General features: G+C 73.7%; 16 protein-coding genes. 6 read left to right on the forward strand and 10 right to left on the reverse strand.

What is annotated here, in order from left to right:
* Positions 1-4: 4 nt before the first annotated feature.
* The 4 genes from IEY98_RS26010 to IEY98_RS26025 are packed head-to-tail and all read right to left on the reverse strand — an operon-like array spanning position 5 to position 6,409.
* Entirely contained in the window at positions 5-988 is a 984-nt protein-coding gene (locus IEY98_RS26010) for a winged helix-turn-helix transcriptional regulator (protein WP_189213247.1), read from the reverse strand.
* On the reverse strand, positions 985-2,520 hold the full coding sequence (locus tag IEY98_RS26015; protein ID WP_229787461.1) for a carotenoid oxygenase family protein: 1,536 nt from the start codon (positions 2,518-2,520) through the stop codon (positions 985-987). Before IEY98_RS26015 ends, IEY98_RS26010 begins: the two co-directional genes overlap by 4 nt.
* 36 nt (positions 2,521-2,556) lie before the next feature.
* Positions 2,557-5,223, reverse strand: a complete 2,667-nt coding sequence (locus IEY98_RS26020; protein WP_189213248.1) for a bifunctional acetate--CoA ligase family protein/GNAT family N-acetyltransferase — start codon at positions 5,221-5,223, stop codon at positions 2,557-2,559.
* Between the two features lie 10 nt (positions 5,224-5,233).
* A complete protein-coding gene (locus IEY98_RS26025) occupies positions 5,234-6,409 on the reverse strand; it encodes an acetoin utilization protein AcuC (protein ID WP_189213249.1) in 1,176 nt (391 codons plus the stop codon).
* 47 nt (positions 6,410-6,456) lie between these two features.
* Here IEY98_RS26025 and IEY98_RS26030 point away from each other — a divergent pair, with 47 nt between their 5' ends.
* Positions 6,457-7,206, forward strand: a complete 750-nt coding sequence (locus IEY98_RS26030) for an arginase family protein (RefSeq protein WP_229787463.1) — start codon at positions 6,457-6,459, stop codon at positions 7,204-7,206.
* 13 nt (positions 7,207-7,219) lie between these two features.
* On the opposite strand, the gene IEY98_RS26035 is transcribed toward IEY98_RS26030, so the two are convergent.
* Positions 7,220-8,071 carry a sulfurtransferase gene (locus tag IEY98_RS26035; RefSeq protein WP_229787465.1) on the reverse strand — a complete coding sequence of 284 codons (852 nt, stop codon included), beginning with the start codon at positions 8,069-8,071 and terminating at the stop codon, positions 7,220-7,222.
* A gap of 79 nt (positions 8,072-8,150) precedes the next feature.
* Between IEY98_RS26035 and IEY98_RS26040 the strand changes: the two genes are divergently transcribed.
* From IEY98_RS26040 to galE, 3 genes are read left to right on the forward strand one after another with little or no spacing between them, the layout of a single operon-like run.
* Positions 8,151-8,849, forward strand: a complete 699-nt coding sequence (locus IEY98_RS26040; RefSeq protein WP_189213251.1) for an iron-dependent transcriptional repressor DtxR — start codon at positions 8,151-8,153, stop codon at positions 8,847-8,849.
* Positions 8,846-10,042 carry a galactokinase gene (gene galK / locus IEY98_RS26045; RefSeq protein ID WP_229787467.1) on the forward strand — a complete coding sequence of 399 codons (1,197 nt, stop codon included), beginning with the start codon at positions 8,846-8,848 and terminating at the stop codon, positions 10,040-10,042. The genes IEY98_RS26040 and galK overlap by 4 nt, the downstream gene beginning before the upstream one ends.
* 16 nt (positions 10,043-10,058) lie before the next feature.
* On the forward strand, positions 10,059-11,018 hold the full coding sequence (gene galE, locus IEY98_RS26050; protein WP_189213252.1) for a UDP-glucose 4-epimerase GalE: 960 nt from the start codon (positions 10,059-10,061) through the stop codon (positions 11,016-11,018).
* Between the two features lie 771 nt (positions 11,019-11,789).
* Here galE and IEY98_RS26055 read toward each other — a convergent pair.
* From IEY98_RS26055 to IEY98_RS26065, 3 genes are all read right to left on the reverse strand, one after another.
* On the reverse strand, positions 11,790-12,836 hold the full coding sequence (locus IEY98_RS26055) for a DUF4192 domain-containing protein (RefSeq protein WP_189213253.1): 1,047 nt from the start codon (positions 12,834-12,836) through the stop codon (positions 11,790-11,792).
* Between the two features lie 113 nt (positions 12,837-12,949).
* Positions 12,950-13,786 (reverse strand): M23 family metallopeptidase, encoded by an 837-nt coding sequence (locus IEY98_RS26060; protein ID WP_189213254.1) that lies wholly within the window; start codon positions 13,784-13,786, stop codon positions 12,950-12,952.
* A 106-nt stretch (positions 13,787-13,892) separates the two neighbouring features.
* Positions 13,893-15,683, reverse strand: coding sequence for a Xaa-Pro dipeptidyl-peptidase (locus IEY98_RS26065; RefSeq protein ID WP_189213255.1), 1,791 nt, complete (start codon positions 15,681-15,683; stop codon positions 13,893-13,895).
* A gap of 125 nt (positions 15,684-15,808) precedes the next feature.
* Here IEY98_RS26065 and IEY98_RS26070 point away from each other — a divergent pair, with 125 nt between their 5' ends.
* Positions 15,809-17,335 (forward strand): mucoidy inhibitor MuiA family protein, encoded by a 1,527-nt coding sequence (locus IEY98_RS26070; protein WP_229787469.1) that lies wholly within the window; start codon positions 15,809-15,811, stop codon positions 17,333-17,335.
* Here IEY98_RS26070 and IEY98_RS26075 read toward each other — a convergent pair.
* Both IEY98_RS26075 and IEY98_RS26080 read right to left on the reverse strand, forming a co-directional pair.
* Complete coding sequence (locus IEY98_RS26075) at positions 17,332-18,801, reverse strand: FG-GAP-like repeat-containing protein (protein ID WP_189213256.1); 1,470 nt, start codon at positions 18,799-18,801, stop codon at positions 17,332-17,334. The two genes, IEY98_RS26070 and IEY98_RS26075, sit on opposite strands and share 4 nt — an antisense overlap.
* Positions 18,802-18,873: 72 nt before the next feature.
* Positions 18,874-19,767, reverse strand: a complete 894-nt coding sequence (locus IEY98_RS26080; protein ID WP_189213257.1) for an LLM class flavin-dependent oxidoreductase — start codon at positions 19,765-19,767, stop codon at positions 18,874-18,876.
* 53 nt (positions 19,768-19,820) lie between these two features.
* Here IEY98_RS26080 and IEY98_RS26085 point away from each other — a divergent pair, with 53 nt between their 5' ends.
* On the forward strand, positions 19,821-21,824 hold the full coding sequence (locus IEY98_RS26085; RefSeq protein ID WP_189213258.1) for a prolyl oligopeptidase family serine peptidase: 2,004 nt from the start codon (positions 19,821-19,823) through the stop codon (positions 21,822-21,824).
* Positions 21,825-21,829: the final 5 nt, after the last annotated feature.

Raw genomic sequence — 21,829 nt, forward strand, 5'->3', positions numbered from 1 at the left:
GGACTCAGGACGGAATGGCACCGTGCCGGGGTTGCACGGCGGCGCGCGGGACGACCGAGATCTCCCGGCCCGCGAGCACTCCCCCGCACTCCGAGCAGCGCAGCAGCACCGAGAACGGGTGCTCCGAGCCGCGGTGGCGGAAGATCACCGCGGGCCCCTCCGGGGCGATGAACCAGCGCTGGCCCCACTCGATCGCCGTCATCACGACCGGGAAGAACGCGCGCCCCTTGTCGGTGAGCCGGTACTCCGAGCGGTCGGGCCGGTTCTCGCCGTCGACCGTCCGCAGCACGCCGATGGCCTGGAACCGGCGCAGGCGGTCGGCGATGACGGTGGCTGGCGCGCCCAGGCGCCGCTGGAACTCGGAGAACCGGTGCGCGCCGAGGTAGGCAGCGCCCATCATCGCCGCGGACCAGCGGTTGCCGACGAGCACGCGGGTGTGCGGGAAGAACCCGGGGCCCAGGGTCGACGAGCCGCTGGAGCGCCGCCGCAGAGTGGTGTTGGGCGCGGACCTCGGCCACGACCCGCTGGGGCCGAACTCGCCGGTGACCTCGCGCGGCTCGACGGTCTCCCCGCAGGTCGAGCAGGCCATCAGCGGGTCGAAGGCGCGGCCGCAGCGGTGGTGGACCATGACCGGGACGGGCTCGGCCTGCCCGTGCGCCCAGCCGCCCTCCCAGGCGCAGATCGTGGCCATCATCGGCCACAGCGACATCCCGCGCGGGGTGAGCCGGTACTCGTGGCGCAGCGGCTTGTCGGCGTAGGGGGCCATGTCGAAGATCCCGACCTCGCAGATGCGGCGCAGCCGCGCGGTGAGCACGGCGGTCGAGATCGGCAGCAGCTCCTGCCACTGGTGGAACCGGGTGACGCCGTCGGTGAGGGCGTAGCGCAGGATCAGCAGCGTCCATTCGTCCGCGGTGACGCCGATGGCCCACGCGATGGCGTTGTCGCCACCGGCGCCCAGCCGGGTCGGCTCATCCGGCGGATGGATCATGACGCCCCTAGCGGGTCGTCCGTGGCGCGCCACCCGGGCAGCGTCGCCCCCGCCGCCCACGTGCTGTGCGTGCCGCTGCTGACGCGCTCGGGCAGCGCCACCCTGGCGATCGGGCCGTCGCCGACGCGCGCGGCGTCGAACACCAGGCACTCCGAGCGGTCGGCCGTCATGTCCGTGGTCATCGTGATCAGGTATCCGTCGTCCTCGTCGCTGGCCCCGACCCGAGGCGCGACGGCCGTCTCGCTGCCGAACACCCCAGGGCCGTAGCGGTACCGGTCCTCGGCGCCGGTGCGCACGTCGTGGCGGACCAGGCCGTCGAACAGGAACCAGCCGGGCGCGCCGGTCGAGGCGTAGGCGTAGCGGTACGACCGACCCGCGCAGCCGGGGTTGATCATACCGAACTCGGTGATCGACTCGCTGAGCCGTTCTTCCCTCACTGTGCCGGTGGCGAGGTTCAGCCGCCACCGGTGCAGCCGGGTCTGCATCCCATCCAGCGACAACATGCGGAACACGCGGGCGTAGCGCCGGTCGCCGGGGAAAGTGCCGCCCCGGGCCTCCGGGTCGCCCTGGAAGAACCCGTCCAGGACGATCTCGTCGCCCTCCTCGTAGGCGTTGACCCAGTGCAGGACGTAGGTCGGCGCGGCCTCGAACCAGCGCACCCGCGTGCCCCGGCGCGGGACGACGCCCAGGCGCAGGGGCAGGTCCGGGTGGAAGCGGGCGACGTGGCGGCCCGCGGCCAGGGCCTGCGGGTCCCAGAACAGCGGGCAGTCGTTAAGGATGGCGTAGTTCTCGGTGTAGGCCATGTCGTGCGGCAGGCGCGGGCCGGGCAGCTCGACCGGGGTGTGGTGCACGAGCCGGTCGTCGGCGTCGATGACGCCGTAGTGCAGGTAGGGCTCGTCCTTGCCGTAGCTGAAGAACAACATCTCGCCGGTGTCGGGGATGACCTTGGGGTGCGCGGACACGCCCCGGGCCGGGAAGTCACCGTGCCAAGTGGACTTGCCGAGGTCGTCGAGGGTGAGCGGGTCGAGCCGGTAGAGCTCGCCGCACTGGTAGAAGCTGGTCAGCGCCACCCCGGCGTGCACGACGATGTCGGTGCTGGACGCGTCCTTCATCCGCCCGCGCGCGCCCCACCCGTCCGGGCGCAAGGCCACCTCCGGCCTCTCGGCGACGCCCGCCCACAGCGCGCGCCCGGCCTCCTGCTCGGCGCGGAACCCGTCGGTGCGCACGAAGCGGTTGCGGTAGAACGCCTTGCCGTCCCGGAAGCCGACCAGATGGACCATCGCGTCCCCGTCGAACGGGTGGTAGTCGCTGATGGCCGGGTGCACGGGGTTCTCGGTGTTGCGCAGGTAGACGCCGTCGAGGTCGGCCGGGATCTCGCCGACGACCGGCAGGTCGACGGCCGCGCGCTCGACCGTCTGCGGCCGCCACGGCCCGCTGCGGTAGGGGTGGTCGTCGCCGTCGGGCAGGGTGCTGAGCACTCGGCCGATGATCTCCACGTCCACTGAGGACTCCCGGGGGTCGCGGTCGGGCACCTCAGACTACAACTAGCGAAGTCAGCAGGCCAGGGCCTACTCGCCAGGGGCGCGCAGCCTGCGGGGACCGGTGTCGTGCCGGGACGGCGGCGGGCCGACGGTGACCCGGCCGCCGGTCACGAACGCGCCTGCCGAGGAGGCCAGCACCGGCTCGAGGGCGAGCTCGCGGACCTCGGGGACGTCCTCGGCCAGCGCGGCCACCCGCAGCACGAGGTCGGACAGGGCGGCCAGGTCGGCGGGCTCCCCGCCGCCGTACCCCGCCAGCAGCGGGGCGGCCTTGGGCGCGCGGACGATGGCCTCGGCGTCGGTGTCGGTGAGCGGGAGGGCGCGGTAGGCGCGGTCGCCGAGCAGGTCGCTGATGAGACCGGCGAGGCCGAAGGACACCAGGGTGCCGAACGACGGGTCGTCCTGCAGCCCGATGGTGCAGGAGATCCCCTTGGGCGCCATGCGCTGCACGTACACCTCGTCCACACCGGACACCTGCCGGAGTTCGGCGTACGCGTTGCGGATGCCGTCCTCTGTGGTCAGGTCGAGCCGGACGCCGACGAGGTCGCTGCGCCTGCGGAACTGCCTGCTCGCCGTCTTCATCACCACCGGAAGCCCCAGCGCGGCCGCCGCGGCGACGGCCGAGGAGGCGTCGGCGACGACCCGGAACGGCATGACCGGGATGCCGTACGCCGCCAGCAGGGCGATCACCTGGGCGTCGGCCAGCTCCACCTCCGCCCCGTCCGACGCCGACAGGGCGGCGGTGACGATGGACGCCGCCGCGGGCTGGTCGAGGCCCTCGGGCCGCACGAGGTGGCCGCGCGGTGTCGAGCGCCAGCGCGCGTAGTTCGTCGCCCGGGCCAGCGCCAGCACGGCCCGCTCCGGGCTGGGATAGCTCGGGATGGAGCCCTTGCCGGGCGCGCCGTCCGGGCCGGGCACGGCCAGCGACGCCGGGATGCCCTCGGCGGCCAGGAACGTCGACACGATCGGCTTGGTCTCCTCGACCTCGGCCGCGGCCTCGCGCAGCGCCCGGGCGTAGGCCGTGCCGGGGATCGTCAGCGGCGGCACGAAGACCACGACCAGCGCGTCGACGTCCGGGCGGCGCAGCGTGCGGGCCACGGCGTCGGCGAAGACGTCCGGCCCGGCCTGCGCGCCGACGTCGACCGGGTCGTCGGCCAGGGTCAGCCCCTGGGCGAGCGCGGCGTCGGCGGCCAGCACGCCGATGGCCGAGGAGTTGCCGACGACCGCCACCCGCTCGCCAGCGGGAAGCGGCTGGTGGGCCAGCAGCAGGGCCGTGTCGAACAGCTGCGCGATCGACTCGACCCGGATGACGCCCGCCTGCTCGAACAGCGCCTGCACGCTCGCCTCGTCCACCGCGACGCCGGTCGCCGCCAGCGCGGGCAGCACGGTGTTGCGGCCGGACTTGACCGCCACGATCGGCTTGCGCCGCCCGAGCCGCCGGGCCAGCCGGGCGAACTTGCGCGGGTTGCCGAAGGACTCCAGGTACAGCAGCACGACGTCGGTGTTGGCGTCGGTCTCCCAGTATTGCAGCAGGTCGTTGCCGGACACGTCGGCCCGGTTGCCCGCGCTGACGAAGGTCGACAGGCCCAGCCCGCGCGCGGCGGCGTCGGCGAGGATCGCGGTGCCCAGCGCGCCGGACTGGCAGAAGAAGCCGGTGCGGCCGGGGCCGGGCAGCGTGGGCGCGAGTGTCGCGTTGAGACGGACGGTCGGGTCGAGGTTGACCACGCCGAGGGCGTTCGGGCCGACCACGCGCATGCCGTGCGCGCGGGCCGCCCCCACCATCCTGCGCTCGGCGCCGCGTCCGTCCGGGCCGGTCTCGCCGAAACCCGACGTCACCACGACGAGGTTCGTCACGCCCTTGGCCAGGCAGGCGTCCAGCACCTCGTCCACCCCCGACGCCGGGATGGCGACGACGGCGAGGTCCACCGGGTCGGGGATGTCGAGCACCGACGGATAGGCCCGCACGCCGCGCACGGACGGGTGCTCGGCGTTGACCGGGAACACCGGACCGGCGAAGTCGGCGGCCAGCAGGTTGGAGAACACCGCGTACCCGATCTTGGTCGGGTCGGTCGACGCGCCGATCACCGCGACCGACCTCGGGTGCAGCAGGTTGTGGACGCTGCGCGCCTCCGCGGCCTGCTCGCGCGCCCTGGCCACGGCGACGGCGGCCTCGGTCGGGTCGATGGCGAACTCCAGGTGCAGCACGCCCTCGTCGAACTCCCGGCTGACCTGGTAGCCCGCGTCCCGGAACACCCGCACCATCTGGGCGTTCTCGGCCAGCACCTCGGCCTCGAACTTGGCCAGCCCGCGCTCGCGCGCCGCGGCGGCGAGGTGCTCCAGCAGGATCGAGCCGAGCCCCCGGCCCTGGTGGGCGTCCTCGACGACGAAGGCGACCTCGGCGGAGTCCTGGCCGTTGAGCCGCTCGTAGCGGCCGACGGCGATGATGTCGTCGCCGAGCAGGGCGATGAACGCGACCCGGTCGTGGTGGTCGACCGTGCTGAAGCGGCGCAGGTCCTTGTCGGGGATGCGCGGGTACGGGCCGAAGTAGCGGAAGTAGCGGGTGCGCTCGGAGAGCCGCCCGTGGAAGGCGCGCAGCGCCTCGGCGTCGGTGGGCACGATGGGGCGCAGGTGCACGGTGCCGCCGTCGGACAGCACCACATCGGCTTCCCAGCGGCGCGGGTAGTCGAACGGGTCCACGGGCACCTCCTCAGTCGCGCGGGTCGTCCGGGTCGAGGCCGTGCAGGGGGAAGATCGCGTGCCGGACGTCGCGGATCACCGCGTCCACCGGGTCGCTCATGCCCCCGCTCCACGCGTCGAAGGTCGCGTCGGCGCCGTCGGACATGGTGAGCGGGAGGTCAGCGCGCGGGGCGACCTTGCGCACCGTGGTCAGCCACTCCGTGGGCACGCGCGTGCCGGGGTCGACGTCGCGGTCGAGGACGGCGGCGATCAGATGGGTCCACGACCGGGGGACGACGCGCAGCAGCTGGTAGCCCCCGCCGCCGGTGGCCAGCCACTTGCCGCCCGCGTACCGCTCGGCGAGGTCGCGCAGCGCCAGGTAGGTGGCGCGGTGGCCGTCGACGGACAGCGACAGGTCCGCCAGCGGGTCCTCGGCGTGGGTGTCCACTCCGCACTGGGTGACCAGCACCTGCGGCCGGAACGCGCCGAGCAGGGACGGCACGACGGCGTGGAAGGCCCGCTGCCAGGCCGGGTCCCGGGTGCCCGGCGGCAGCGGGATGTTGACCGACGTCCCCTGCGCGGCGCCCGCGCCCAGCTCGGTGACCGAGCCGGTGCCCGGCCACAGCGTCGCCGGGTGCTGGTGCAGGGACACGGTGAGCACGCGCGGGTCGTCGTAGAAGGCGGCCTGCACGCCGTCGCCGTGGTGCACGTCGACATCGATGTAGGCGATGCGCTCGAAGCCGTTGTCCAGCAACCAGGAGATGGCGACGGAGCAGTCGTTGTAGACGCAGAACCCGGCCGCGTGGTCGCGCATGGCGTGGTGGAGGCCGCCCGCGATGCTGACGGCGCGGTCGGCGGTCCCCTCGGCGATCACCCGCGCGGCGAGCAGCGTCCCGCCGACGACGAGCGCGGACGCGGCGTGCATCCGGTCGAACACCGGGTTGTCGGGGGTGCCGAGCCCGTGCCCGACGTCCCACCCGACGGTGGGGGCCTGGCGGACGGCGTCGACGTAGGGCATGTCGTGCGCGCGGGCCAGGTCCGGGTCGTCGGCGGGCTCGGGCGCCAGCGTGGTGACGTCGTCCAGCAGGCCGAGGGAGCGCGCCAGCCGCATGGTGAGTTCCAGGCGGATGGGGTTGAACGGGTGATCGCCGCCCAGGTCGTAGCCGAGCAGAGCGGAGTCCCAGACAACGGCGGCGCGGTCACCCATGGGAAAACCATAGGCCCTGACCGGCGATCGGCTCCTACGCTGGCCTCGTGACCCCGATCATCGTGCCGTTCCACCACGACGAACGCCTGCCCGCCGACAGCCTCCCCGTCACCGGCGAGACGGTCGCGCCGGACCTGCCCGACGGCGAGCTCTGGCCCCGACTGGTCGCGCTGCACTCCGCGGTGGCGGACACGGTGGCCGGGCGCATCGGCTCCGGCGGCGTCCCGACCGTCGTCTCCGGCGACTGCCTGGTCGCGCTCGGCACCCTCGCGGGCACGCAGCGCGCCGGGCTGGACCCCGCGGTCGTCTGGTTCGACGCGCACGGCGACCTGCACACGATGAGCAGCTCGACCTCGGGCTACCTGGGCGGCATGGCCCTGCGCCTGGCCATGGGCGCCGAAGCGGTCACCGCGCCGCTGGGCCTGCTGCCGCTGGCCGAGGAGCGCGCGCTCCTGGTCGACGCCCGCGACCTCGACCCCGCCGAGGCGGACTTCCTGCGCACGGGCGGCGTCACCCGCGTCGAGGTCGACGACGTCGCCCAGGACGTGCTCCCGGACGGCCCGCTCGTGCTGCACGTGGACCTCGACGTGGTCGACGCCGACGAGCTGACCGGCATGAAGTTCCCGGCCCCCGGCGGCCCGTCCGGCGACCGGGTCGTGCGCGCGGTGCGGCGGGTGCTGGACACCGGCCGCGTGGTCGCCGTCGACATCGCCTGCCCGTGGCACCCGGCGCGCGACGCCGACGAGGCGGCCGCCCGCGCGCGACTGCTCGCCGCGCTGGAGCCTTCGCGGCTCTAGTCCGCGTCCGTCGCTACGGCTCGGACCCGGTGGCGACCGGGCGGTCGGGGTCGACGCACCAGTGCGACCAGGAACCCGCGTAGAGCGCGGCAGGCGCCGTCGGGCTGGTGATTCCCGCCGCCTCCAGGGCCAGGACGACCGACGCGGCCGAGACACCGGAGCCGCAGTACGCCCCGACGGGCGTGCCCGCTGTCACTCCCAGCGCGGTGTACCGCTCGGCCAGTTCGGCGGGCGGGCGCCAGCGGCCGTCCGGGTCGGTGTTCGCGGCGAAGGGCGCGTTGAGCGCGCCCGGGATGTGGCCCGCGCGCGGATCGATCGGCTCGACGTCGCCCCGGTAGCGCTCGGGGGCGCGGGCGTCCAGCAGGACGCCGTCGCGGGCCAGCGCGGCGGCCTCGTCGGCGTCGAGCACGGGCATGCCGCCGGGGCGGACGGTCAGGTCGCCGGGCTCCGGGCTCTCCTCGCCCACGCTGACGGGGAGTCCGGCGGCGGTCCACGCCGCGTAGCCGCCGTCGAGGACGGCGACCCGGTCGTGGCCCGCCCAGCGCAGCAGCCACCACGCGCGGGCCGCCGCCATGGCATTGTCGGTGTCGTAGACGACGACCGGGTGGTCAGCGCGCACGCCCGCGGCCCGCAGCGCGCGTTCGAGCACCGCGGGCTCGGGCAGCGGGTGGCGGCCGCCGGGCCCGGGCGGGGCGGCCAGTTCGGTGTCCAGATCGAGGTAGGCCGCCCCGGGCAGGTGGCCAGCCAGGTACTCCGGGCGACCGGGCGGCCCGCCCAGCCGCCAGCGCACATCGAGCAGGACGGGTGCCAGTGGACCGTCCAGCAGGGACACGAGTTCGGCCGGGGTCACCAGGGGTGCGCTCACGCGCACCATCCTGCCCGAGCCGGGGCCGGGTCGGTTCTGTCAACGATTAAGATGTAAGGGGACGAAGGGGAACGCGGCCGTGAACGAGCTCATCGACACCACCGAGATGTACCTCCGGACCATCTACGAGCTGGAAGAGGAGGGCGTCGTCCCCCTGCGTGCCCGCATCGCCGAACGCCTGGGCCAGAGCGGCCCGACGGTCAGCCAGACGGTGGGCCGCATGGAGCGTGACGGTCTGGTCATCGTCGCCGGTGACCGGCACCTGGAGCTCACCGACCACGGCCGGTCCCTCGCCATCGCGGTCATGCGCAAGCACCGCCTGGCCGAGCGCCTGCTGGTCGACGTGATCGGCCTGGAGTGGGAGCAGGTCCACGCCGAGGCGTGCCGCTGGGAGCACGTGATGAGCGAGGCCGTCGAGCGCAAGCTGGTCAAGCTGCTCGGCCACCCCACCACGTCCCCGTACGGCAACCCGATCCCCGGCCTCGACGAGCTGGGCGAGGGCGACCCCGCCCCGCCGGTGGAGGCGGGGCTCATGCGCATCGACGAGGTCGCCCGCCGCGGCGGCGGCCGGGTCGAGGTGCGCCGCATCGCCGAGCACATCCAGCCCGACTCCGAGCTGATGTCCGACCTCAAGCGCGCGGGCATCATCCCGGGCCACACGGTCAGCGTCGGCGCGACCCGGGGCGACACGACCAGCATCGAGGTCACCGGCGACGTGGGCGTGGGCGGCAGCTTCTCCCCCGCCGTCCTGCACGCCGTGCTGGCGCTGCCGAGGTGAGTCGCGCCGCCGACCTGGATGGCGTCAGCGCCACCCAGGCAGACCGCGCTGCCACCGCGTTCCGCCACCGCCACGGCCGCGACCCGCACGGCGTGTGGTCCGCGCCCGGGCGGGTGAACCTCATCGGCGAGCACACCGACTACAACGACGGCTACGTCCTGCCGTTCGCGCTGCCGTTCCGCTGCGCCGTCGCGGCCGCCCCGCGCGCCGACGGCGTGCTCGCCGTCACCACCGTCGGCGACGACGGCGTGCCGCGCGCCGCCGAGCCGGTCGCCGTGGCCGACCTCGAACCGGGCCGGGTGAGCGGGTGGGCCGCGTTCCCCAGCGGCGTCGCCTGGTCGCTGCGCGGCGAGGGCGTCCTCGGCGGCGCGAACCTGGTGATCGCGGGCGACGTGCCGACCGGTGCGGGCCTGTCCTCCTCGCACGCCCTGCAATGCGCGGTCGCGCTGGCGCTGCTCGGCATGGCCGACCGCGCCCCCGGCGCCAACGACGGCCCCACCCTGGACGAGGTCGCCCGCTGGGTGCAGCGCTCGGAGAACGACTTCGTCGGCGCGCCGACCGGCCTGCTCGACCAGACCGCGTCGCTGCGCTGCGTCGCCGGGCACGCGCTGTTCCTCGACGTGCGCTCCGGCGCGGGCGAGCAGGTGCCCTTCGACGCCGCCGCGGCCGGTCTGGCGGTGCTCGTGGTCGACACCCGGGCCAAGCACTCCCTGGCCGACTCCGCCTACGGCGAGCGCCGCGCCGCCTGCGAACGCGCCGCCGCCGCGCTGGGCGTCCCCGCCCTGCGCGACGCGGCCCTGGCCGACCTCGACCGGCTGCCCGACGACCTGGTCCCCCAGGCACGGCACGTGATCACCGAGAACCAGCGCGTGCTGGACACCGTCGCCCTGCTGCGCGCGGGCGGGCTCGGGCGGATCGGCCCGCACCTGACCGCGTCGCACACCAGCCTCCGCGACGACTACCGCGTGTCCTGCCTGGAGCTGGACGTCGCGGTGGACGCGGCGCTCGAGGCGGGCGCCCTCGGTGCGAGGATGACCGGCGGCGGCTTCGGCGGCTCGGCCATCGCGCTCGTCCACGCGGACCGGGTCGCGGACGTGCGCGCGGCCGTGCGGACGGCGTACGCGAGGCGGTCGCTGACCGAGCCCCGCTTGTTCACCGCGGCCCCCGCCGCTGGCGCGGGCCGCGACTACTAGGAAGGCGAGACCCACCGTGAAGTTGCTCGTGACCGGCGGCGCCGGATACGTCGGCAGCGTCTGCGCCGCGCGCCTGGTCGAGGCGGGCCACGAGGTCGTGGTGGTCGACGACCTGTCGACCGGCCACGAGGACGCGGTCCCCGACGGCGCCCGGTTCGTGCGCGCCGACATCGCCGACGCGGCCCCGGCGCTGCTCGCCGAGGGCTTCGACGGCGTGCTGCACTTCGCCGCCAAGTCCCTCGTCGGCGAGTCGATGCAGGACCCGGCGAAGTACTGGTCGGGCAACGTGGTCACCTCCCTGAAGTTGCTGGACGCCATGCGGGCGGCGGGCACCCCACGGCTCGTCTTCTCCTCCACGGCCGCCACCTACGGCGAGCCGGACGCGGTCCCGATCCCCGAGACCGCCCCGACCCGCCCCACGAACACCTACGGCGCCACGAAGCTGGCGATCGACCACGCGATCACCTCCTACGCCGCCGCCCACGGCCTGGCCGCGGTCAGCCTGCGCTACTTCAACGTCGCGGGCGCGTACGGCCGCTACGGCGAGCGCCACACCACCGAGACCCACCTCATCCCGATCGTGCTGCAGGTCGCCTCCGGCAAGCGCGAGAAGCTCTCGATCTACGGCGACGACTACCCCACCGCCGACGGCACCTGCGTGCGCGACTACATCCACGTGGTGGACCTCGCCGACGCCCACCAACTCGCCCTGGAGCACGCCGAGACGGGCAGCCACCGCATCTTCAACCTCGGCAGCGGCACCGGCTTCTCCAACCGCGAGGTCGTCCAGACCTGCCGCGAGATCACCGGCCACCCGATCCCGACCGAGTTCGCCCCCCGCAGGCCCGGTGACCCAGCAGTGCTGGTGGCCTCCTCAGCCGCCGCAACCACCCACCTAGGCTGGAAACCCGAACGCACCGCCCTCCCCCAAATCATCACCGACGCGTGGGAGTTCACCCAGACCCACCTGGCCTAGCCACTCGCGTGGCCGATCGGACCCGGTCGGGGTGATGGCCTGATGGTGGTGGAGGCGAAGGGAACCCGCCGACCCACACAGCCGAGCAACGGCCACAGCGACCGACGCCCGAGGTGCCACCGACGGTGAAGCCAGCGACCACCACACTCCGCACTGGCTGCAACGGGGTGCGACGAGCCGACCGGTCGCTCCGGGAACGACCGGCAGGTCCTAGCCCGCGCGGACGAACCAACAGATTCAACCCGCAAGGCCGAACCGGATCGTGCCTAAGTGGACCGAGGCTGGCATGGTCGAGGCTGGGCCGACCCAGGCCCCGCTGCCCTGGTCGGGCGGCAAGGTTGGACTGCCCGGGTTTGGCCGGGCCGGGTCCGGCAGCTCGGTGTCGACAGCCTGAGTCCGGCAGACCGTCGAGCAGGCCGGGTTTCGTCAGACCAGGTCCGGCAGACCGAGTCCGGCAAACCGAGTCCGGCAAACCGAGTCCGGCAGACCGGGTCCGGTAGACCGGGTCCGGCAGACCGGGTGTGGCTGACCTCGACCAAAGACGACGTGATCCCCACGTCCAAGTCCAGCGGACCCGGGTTCGGCAAACCGGGTGTGGGCTGTCCAAGGTTGGGTTGCCCGGGTTCGGCGAGCCGGGTTCGGCGAGCCGGGTTGCTCGGGCCCCGGGTGGGCGGGCCCTGGTGAATGGGCCTGGGTGGGCGGCCGGTTGCGGTTGGCTTTGGCGGCGGCTGGCGTTTGGCCTTGCGCCTCGCCCGGGTGGTCGCGCGTTTCCTAGGCATCACCTGCCTTCAAGAGGATGTTGCGTAGTTCCAGTGGGGTCATGGCTCCGTCCAAGGCGGCTGTGAGGAGGCCTGCGAGGGTGTGGCCGGGGCAGGCTTGCAGGGCTACGTCCAAGGCGACTCGGGCTAGGGAGCCGTTGCCGCGGAGGTAGGCCGAGACCGCGAGGAGGCATGCGGGTTCGGCTCGGTCGGGGGCGGGGAGGGCGCGGGTCAGGTAGGTCCACAGGCGTTCGCCTGCTGCGGCGCGGGGAGTCACGGCGATCAGTTGGCAGTGGCCTCGGGTTTCGGTGTCGTACAGGGCCGTTGCGAGGTCTACCAGTGTGTCCTCGTCCAGTTGGGGAAGGTCGGTCGCCGGTGGGGCGTGGACGTGGTACATGTCGAGGACGATGTCGTCGTAGTGGGCGATGGGGTCCTCGTCCGGCTCGACCTCGAAGATGTCCAGGGCTTTGTCCACTACGGACTTGTCCGGGAGGGAGCCTGATCGTGCGTCGATCAGGAGTTCGCGGCGTTCCAGGACTTCGGGGGGATCCGGGGTGAGGGTGGCCGCCAGGGCCTCCCGGCTGGCGTACTTCACCGCGCCGCGGACGAGCATGCCGACGCCCAGGGCGGAGGTGTCGGGGTCGGGGACCGTGCCGCCGCAGCCGCGGTGGTTGTAGCAGCACCACTGCAGGCCGCGTTCGATCTCCGGGACCCAGACGATGTGGTCGACCGGGATCTCCACCTTGCGGAAGGCCCGGCGGAGTTCGGTGACCAGGGGGCGGTGGGGCAGCAGGTCCGGGGGACTACCCGAGCCGCCCACCACGACCGCCACCGCGCGTTCCGCGCCGTGGGACGCGGACAGGGCCGCCAGGTGGTCGGCGACTTGGGCGCGATAGCGCTGCGGTGGCAGGTCGATGCGCAGTATCGCGCCGATACCGGCGTCGACCATGGTGATCAGGACGAGGGAGTCGGTGGGGTGGAAGCCCAGCAGGTGCGGGATCGCGGCCACCAGCTCGCCGCCGTCGTCGAGGGGAAGGGTCGGGTCGAGTGCTGTCGTCATGCTTCCACTGTGGCCGCCCGGATCCCAAGCGCGTCAGGGGAACCCGGCCGCCTGTGGATAACCGTCCCCTGTGGAAGGATCGGCCCGGCGCACCGGGCCGATCCGTATCCTGTTCAGCCGCAGTGCTCGAACGGACTGGCGTAGGACGCCGACCCCACCGAGCCGCCCCACTTCACGCACTTGCTGGCGGCCGACTTGACCACCGGCCCCGCGTAGTAGGAGAACGAGCCGGAATCCGTCGTCCGCGTCCCGCCCTGCACCTCGAGGAAGGCCGACACCGGCGAGGGCGATCCGACCGACACGTGCTTGATCGTGGCCACGCAGTTGTAGCCCGACTTGTACAACAGGTACACGCGCCCCGCCGTCCCCAGCGCGGCCGAGTCGATCACCGAGTAGCCGCTGCCGCAGACCTCTTCGGGCGTGTACGGGTTGCCGCCGCCGGAACAGTTCTGGCTCGTGTAGTTCTTCGTCCCCCAGTAGTACGCCTGCACGCCGTTGAAGACGATCTTCTGCGCCACGCCGTTGAGCCGCTGCTCGAAGTGCAGGTGGGGGCCGCTCGACCCGCCGGTCGAGCCGACGTTGCCGATCGTCTGGCCGCGGGTGACCGACTGGCCGACCGAGACGCGCTGGCTGGACAGGTGGGCATACCTGCTGCGCCAGCCGTTGCCGTGGTCGATCTCGATCCAGCGGCCGTAGCTGGTGGCCCCGGTGTTCTCCACCCGGCTCACCCGCCCGCCCGCGCTGGCCACGACCGGGTCGCCGTCGTCGTTGGTGCGGTTGAAATCGATGGCGTTGGCGGGGCTGTGGTTGGTCCGGGTCTGCCCGGACCACACCTGCCCGCAGGGGAAGGGCAACTGGAACGCGGGCGCCGCCGCGGCGACGTTCGCCCCGGTGAGGAGGAACGCCGCCGTCAGGACGACGGCGCCCGCGATGGATAACAGTCTGCTCATCAGCCACCTCCGATAACTCGCGAAGACAGCCGATCCGACCACGGAGGACCCGGTTTGTGGAAGACCTTCCAAGCAATCCGACGGTGGGCAGATTTCCAACAGTGGGTTAACCGAGGGCGTCGTGCAGCGCCGAGCGGCCGCCGACGACCGGCAGCGTGACGGCGCTGCGCCCGAGGTCGACGGTGAATTCCGCGCCTGGCCTGGGCCGCAGCGTGTAGTCGTGGTCGCTGGACAGGACAACGACGCCGAGGCTGTGTCCGGCGCGGAAGACGTAGTCGTCGGGCATGAAGTTCACCCGGATGTTGTAAGCGTGGCCGGGCTTGACCGGCGACGTCCGCCATTCCGAGTGCCGGTTCTGCGGGTCGGCCCAGCCGCGCGTGACGACCTTGACCGAGCCGTCGGGCGCCCGGTCGACCAGCAGCGCGGTCACGTTCGCCGCCGGGCGGCTGAACGACAGCCGCAGGTCCGCCCGGACGGTCCCGCTGATCCGCAGGTCGGTGGCCAGCGCCCCGGTCGCGTAGGACAGCCGGTGCGGGGACGTCGCCGCGGCGGCGAGGTCCTCGGCACGCTTGGTCGCGTCGTCGACCACCGTCTCGCGGCCCTTGCCCCTGCGCACCGCCAGCCCACCGGTGGTGTCGCCGCCCGCGGTCGGGTGCACGGTCACCGGGCGCGTCCCCGGCGCGGGCCACTCGGCCTCCTCGGCCCACGTGCGGTCCTCGCGCTGGATCGTGGACTTGTTCTCCCTCTCCACGCCGTTGTCGACGTCGTACAGGTAGTGCGACATCCACCGGTTCAGCAGCACCAGCCACGCGTCGCGGTTGACGTTGTACGGGTCGGAGTGGCCGAACTGGTGCAGCCAGATGCGGTGCTCGACGCCGTGGCGCTTGAGCAGCTCGTACCACTGCACGACCTGGCGCGTCTTCACGTTCCAGTCGTTGAGCCCGTGCACGGCCAGGACGGACGCCTCGACCTTGTGCACGTCGTTGAGGTAGTTGCGCTCGTCCCAGAAGTGGCTGTAGTCGCCGGTCACGCGGTCCTGCTCGGCCAGCAGCTCCTCGATGACCGGACGGCAGACGTCGCGGTCCTCCCGCGTGTAGACGTACTCGGCGAGCACGTCCGCGTCCTCTCCCTGGAAGCCGCCCGCGGCGACGACGGCGCCGTCGGAGCGGTAGTAGTCGTACCAGTTGGAGATGGCCGCGATGGGCACGATCGTCTCCAGCCCCTCCACGCCCGTGGAGGCGACGGCGTTGGGCAGGGTGCCGTTGTACGACACGCCCATCATGCCGACTTTGCCCGTGCTCCATTCGGCGGAGACGGCGGCGCCGCTCGCGTCCGCCCCTTCCGCGCGGCCGTTGAGCCAGTCCACGACGGAGCGCGCGCCGATGGTCTCGTTGCGGCCCCCCGTCGTGGGACACCCGGTGGACTTGCCGGTGCCCAGCGACTCTGCGTACACCACGGCGAACCCGCGCGCGGTGAAGTACTGCTCGTAGCGCCACGTGATCGCCGGGCTCGGCCCGACGGCCGAGACGATCTCGCCGCGACCGGCGTGCGGACGCGGCTTGCCCGGCACGTACAGCTCGACGTCGACGTTGTGGTTGGGGACGTCGTTGCCGCCGGAGTAGTAGGGACTGGCCTGGTAGACGACCGGCACCTTCATACCGGCCTCGGTCGCGCGCGGGCGGACGACCTCGACGTAGACCTTGTCGTCGTGCCCGTTGCGGTCGCTGTCCACGGGCGCGGTCACCCACAGCGACTCGCGGACGACGTCGGTCGGGCTGAACACGGGCTGTGCCTGCCCGTCGACGAAGACGGGGGCGGGCGGGTCCGCGTGCGCGGTGGCGGGCACCAGGGGCAGGCAGACCAGTGCGGCGATGACGGCGGATCGCGCGCGTCTCATATCGGTCTCCAAGTCGGCAGGGTACGACAGGAACGATCTGCACCCTCACGTTCGGCGACGGTCACTGTCAAGGGTCCGACCGGATGGTCCACTGAGGACCACCCGGAACGGGGTAGCCTCGGCGCGTGATCCGACTCGACGCCCCCATCGTGGCCGTGACCGTCTACCCCGGACAGGCCAGGGTGACCAGGCGCGGCCGGGTGAGCCTGCCGGGCGGGGACGCTCGCGTGCTGGTCACCGGCCTGCCCACACTGCTGCACCCCGACTCGGTGCGGGTCGCGGGCACGGGCGCGGCGACCGTGCTGGGCGTGGACGTCGCGCCGGAGCCGCACGCCCGCCCCACGACCGCGCCGGACCTGCGGGAGCGGGCCGACGCGCTGGACGCCGCGCTGGCCGAGATCGCCGACACCGACACCGTGCTCGGCACCCGCGCCGACCTGCTGGCGGGCGTCGCGCGCCGGTCGGCCACGGCCCTGGCGCAGGCCGTGGCCCGCGGCGAGGCGGACGCGGCCCGGGTGGCCGCCGCGGGCGAGGGGCTGGCGGGCGAGCTGGCCAGGGTGCTCGGCGAGCGCCGCGAGCTGGCCACGGCGCGCGAGCGGGTGCTGGAGGAGCGCGACGAGGTGCAGCGGTTGCTGGCCCAGCGCTCGTCCGACCCGGACCTGATGGCGGTCGCGGTCGACCTGTCCGGCGACGGCGACGTCGACCTGGAGGTGTCCTACGTCGTCGACGGCGCGAACTGGGAGTCCCGCTACGACGTGCGGCTCACCGGCGACCGGCTGACGCTGGCCTGGTTCGCCCTGGTCACGCAGCACACCGGGGAGGACTGGCCGGAGTGCGAGCTGGCGCTGTCCACCGCCCGCCCGACCGCGGGGGTGGCCGTGCCCGAGCTGTCCCCCTGGTTCCTCGACGTGCTCAGCCCCGTCGTGCCGATGCCCGCCGCGGCGGGCCCGAAGATGCGGGGCGGGTACGGCGCGGCGATGGCGATGCCCGCCCCCGCCGCGGTCGCGGCCGAGACCGCCGCCGTGGAACACGGCGTCACGGCGAACACCTACCGCCCGCGCCGTCCGGTCGCCGTGCCCGCCGACGGCTCGGCCCACCGGGCCACCGTGGCCGCGCTCGAGCTGGACGCCCGGGTCGACCACGTGACCGCACCGGTCCAGGGCCCGGAGGTCTACCTGCGGGCGACGGCGGTCAACACCAGCGAGCACACGCTGCGCCCGGGTCGGGCCGCGCTGTTCCACGACGCCGAGTACGTCGGCGCCACCCGGCTCGACGTCTGGGCGCCGGGCGAGGAGCTGGAGCTGGCCCTGGGCGTGGACGACCGGGTCCGGGTCGAGCGCGAGCTGGTGCGCCGCTCCACGGGCAAGGCCGTGCTCGGCGGGACCCGCAGGCTGGAGGCCGCGTACCGCACGACGGTGACCAACCACAGCCCGCGTCAGGCCCGCGTCGCGGTGGTCGACCAGGTCCCGGTCTCGCGCCACGAGTCGGTGGTCGTCCGCGACGTGACGCTGCGCCCGGAACCGGCCGAGCGCGACGAGCTCGGCCGCGTGACCTGGCGTCTGGACCTGGCCCCCGGCGCCAGCGCGGACCTCGATCTCGCGGTGCGGGTGGACGTCGCCAAGGGCGTCGACCTGCGGGGCTGGCGGGACTAGCAGCTCACCCCGCCGAGCACCGCCCGGCAGGTGACCGCAGCGGTGTCGTTGGCCGGGTTGACGTCCCCCGGCGTCGAACTGACCCTGGTCAGGACCACGTCGCCGGTGCCGGACGCCAGGAAGGCGGCCGAGAGGCGGACGGTGCGGGTGGCCGTCGCGCCGCTGGTCAGCGCGCCGATGTCGCAGGTCACGGTCCTGGCCCGGGTGTCGACGACGCAGTCCGGGGCCACCGGGGAGCGCAGGAACGACGGGTAGGTCAGCCGCAGCCGGGCCGCGGTGAACGCGCCGTCGGCGGTGGCCGACAGGGTGAACGTGACACCGCTCGCGGTCAGGCCGACCCGCAGGTCGGCGCGGATCTCGGTGGTGTTGCGCAGGATCGAGACGTGGTTGCCGAAGGAGTTGGCGGCCACGATGTCGGCCACCCCATCCCCGGTGAGGTCCGCAGCCCGGACGCCCTGGGCGCCCGGCCCCGCGGGCAGGTCCGACCGGGCGGCGAGGGTGCCGTCGCCGACGCCCAGGAGCACCGAGACCGAGCCGGACACCGCGTTGGCGACGGCCAGGTCGGGCCGACCGTCGCCGTTGAGGTCGGCGACGGCGACCCCGCGCGGCGACTGGCCCACCGGGTAGGCCACGCGCGCGGCGAAGGTGCCGTCGCCGCGACCGCGCAGCACCGAGGCGGTGGCCCCGGCGGCGTCCGCCGTCACCAGGTCCGTCCGCCCGTCGGCGTCGAGGTCGGCGGCCGCCACGGCGAACGGCTGCGCGCCCGCGGCCACGACGGTGTGCGGGGCGAACCCGCCACCGCCGACCCCGCGCAGCACCGACACGCTGTTCACGCCGACGTTGGCCACGGCCAGGTCCGGGACCTGGTCGCCGTCCAGCCGGGCGATCACCACCCCGAACGACGTGCCCGCGACGGCGTGGTGGACGGGCGCGGCGAAGGCGCCGTCGCCGCGGCCCGCCATGACCGAGACCGTCGGGGCGCCGACGTTGGCGGTGACCACGTCGGCGCGGCCGTCTCCGGTGACGTCGCCCACCGCCATGCCCTGCGGGATCGGGCCGCTGGCGAACCCGCGCGGGGCGCCGAGCGTCCCGTCGCCGTTGCCGCGCAGCACGGCGACCACGCCAGCGACGTTGTCGGTGGCCAGCACGTCCGGCCTGCCGTCCCCGGTCACGTCGGCGACGGCGACGTCCGACAGGCTCCGCCCCGCCGGGTATGACACCGCAGGCGCGGCCCCTGACCCGGTGGTGACCAGCACGGACACCGTGCCCGCGCTGGCGTCGGCAGTGACGGTGTCCAGGTCGCCGTCGCCGTCGAGGTCACCGAGGGCCACGCGGAACGGGTTGCTGCCCGTGGGGTGGTCCACCGCGCCCGCGAACCGGGCGGGCGGGGGCGCGGCGGAGGCCGACGGCCCGACGACGGCGGACACCGCGATCCCGGACACCAACAACACCACTGCGCGGCGCATCCACGACCTCCCTGGGGATTCCCCAGGGGAGTCGTCGCGGGCGCGACCGGGTTTCTAGGCCGATCGAGTGGATCAGGGGGCCAGCGCCGCCATGACGTCCTCGGCGCGGCGCATCGACTCGGCGGGGTCGGCGTCCGGGGAGCCGATCGACGGGTCGAAGTTGAGGTCGACGAACACCTCGGTGACCCCCTGCGCGGCGAGGTCGCCCAGGTCGGCGCGGATCTGCTCGAGCGAGCCGGTCAGCGGCTTGCGCCGCTCCCCCACCACGACGACGCCCCGGCACACCATGCGCAGGGCGGCCGGGTCGCGGCCCGCGTCGGCGGCGGCCGCGCGCACGACCTCGATCGACGCGCCGATCTCGGCGAGGTCGGCGCGGCTGCTGCTCACCCAGCCGTCGGCCATCCGGCCCGCGCGGCGCAGCGCGGCCTCGGCCGTGCCGCCGAGCAGGACCGGCGGGCCGCCGGGCTGCACCGGGCGCGGGTCCATGCTGGTCGGCGGCACCGTGTAGAACTCGCCGGAGTGCTCGACGACCGGGTCGGTCCAGAAGCGGCGCAGCAGGGGCAGGTACTCCTCGGCGCGCCTGCCCCGGGCCCGCCGGTCGGCGCCGACGGCGATGTACTCCTCCTCGGCCCACCCGATGCCCAGGCCGGCGTCGAGGCGGCCGCCGCTGAGCACGTCGAGGGTCCCGAGCTGCTTGGCCAGCAGCGGCGGGGCGAAGAACGGCAGGTTCACCACCGCGACGCCCAGGCGCACGCGCGAGGTCCGCGCGGCGAGGTAGGCGAGCACGGACACCGGGTCGAGCACGCTGCGGTACATCGGCCCCCAGTTCCCGTCGGGCGGGGAGAGCAGGCGCTGGAACGTCCACAGCGAGTGGTACCCCAGTTCCTCCGACCGCACGGCGACGCGGTCGATGTTGTCCGGGGTGGCCCAGGAGCCCGACACGGGCGCGGCGAAACCGATGTGCACGCCGGTCACGCTACCGCCGCGCTGGTCAGCGCGCCGATGGCAGACTGGCGGGCATGACGAACACGGACGACCCCTACCTCTGGCTGGAGGGTGTGACCGACACCGACGCCCTCGCCTGGGTCCGGGAGCGCAACGCCGAGACCACGGCCGCGCTCACCGACGGCGCGCGGTTCGCCGCGATCGAGCGGGAGATCCGGGAGGTGCTCGACGCCGACGACCGCATCCCGTACCCGCGCAGGCGCGGCGAGTACCTCTACAACTTCTGGCAGGACGCCGAGAACCCCCGCGGCGTCTGGCGGCGCACGACCCCGGAGTCCTTCCGCACCGACTCCCCGGAGTGGGAGGTGCTGCTCGACGTGGACGCGCTCGGCGCGGCCGAGGGCGAGAACTGGGTGTGGAAGGGCGCGAGCGTGCTGCGCCCGGACTACCACCTGGCCCTGGTGGAGCTCTCCCGCGGCGGCGCGGACGCCACCGTCGTCCGCGAGTTCGACCTGCGCACCCGCGAGTTCGTCACCGACGGCTTCGTCCTCCCCGAGGCCAAGACCCGCATCGGCTGGATCGACGCCGACCACGTCTACGTCGGCACCGACTTCGGCGAGGGCTCGCTGACCACCTCCGGCTACGCCCGGGTCATGAAGCGCTGGCGGCGCGGGACCCCGGTCGAGGAGGCCGAGGTGGTGTTCGAGGGCAAGCCGGAGGACGTCAGCGCCTTCGCCTACCGCGACCACACCCCCGGTTTCGTGCGCGACTTCGTCGGCCGCTCCCCGGACTTCTTCACCAGCGAGGAGTTCCTGCTCAAGCCCAACGGCGACCTCGTGCGCATCGAGGTGCCGGACGACGCGTCGACGTCGGTGCACCGGGAGTGGCTGCTGATCCACCCGCGCACGGCGTGGACGGTCGGCGACACCACCTACCCCGCGGGCTCGCTGCTGGCCACCGACTTCGACGCCTTCCTGGCGGGCGGGCGCGAGATCGCGGTCGTCTTCGAGCCGGACGCGCACACGTCGCTGCAGGGCTGGTCGTGGACGAGGAACCACCTGATCCTCACCGAACTGCGCGACGTCAAGACCCGGCTCGAGGTGCTGACGCCGGGCGAGTGGACGCGCGCGGAGCTGCCCGGCGCGCCCGAGGTCGGCTCGGCGCACATCATCGACACCGACCCGGACGCCGACGACGAGTACTTCCTCGACTCCAGCGGCTACCTGCAGCCGACCACGCTGATCCACGGCACGGTCGGCGGGACCGCCGAGGTCGTCAAGCAGGCCCCCGCGCTGTTCGACACCGACGGCCTCACCGTCGAGCAGCACTTCGCCACCTCCGACGACGGCACGAAGGTCCCCTACTTCGTGGTGTCGGACGGCACCCCCGGCCCGACCCTGCTCTACGGCTACGGCGGCTTCGAGGTCTCGCTGACCCCCGGCTACAACGCGGCCATGGGCCGCGCGTGGCTCGCGCGCGGCGGGACCTACGTGGTGGCCAACATCCGCGGCGGCGGCGAGTACGGGCCCGACTGGCACCGCGCCGCGCTGCGGGAGAACCGGATGCGCGCCTACGAGGACTTCGCGTCGGTGGCCCGCGACCTGGTCGCCCGCGGCGTGACGCCGCCGGGCAGGCTGGCGATGCAGGGCGGCAGCAACGGCGGTCTGCTCGCGGGCGTCATGCTGACCCGCTACCCGGAGCTGTTCGGCGCGGTCGTGTGCCAGGTGCCGCTGCTCGACATGAGCCGCTACCACGTGCTGCTCGCGGGCGCGTCCTGGATGGCCGAGTGGGGCGACCCCGACGACCCGGCCGACTGGTCGTACCTGCGGGAGTACTCGCCGTACCACTTGGTCCAAAGTGGACGCGAGTACCCGCCGGTGCTGTTCGTCACGTCGACCCGCGACGACCGGGTGCACCCCGGGCACGCCCGCAAGATGGCCGCGCGCATGCGCGAGCAGGGGCACGCGCCGATGTACTACGAGAACATCGAGGGCGGCCACGGCGCCGCGGCCGACAACGCGCAGCGCGCCTTCATGTCCGCCCTGGCTTGGGAGTTCCTGCTGCGTTCGTTGTCGTAGCCGCT

The sequence above is a fragment of the Actinokineospora fastidiosa genome, assembly GCF_014648415.1.
Taxonomy (GTDB): Bacteria; Actinomycetota; Actinomycetes; order Mycobacteriales; family Pseudonocardiaceae; genus Actinokineospora; species Actinokineospora fastidiosa.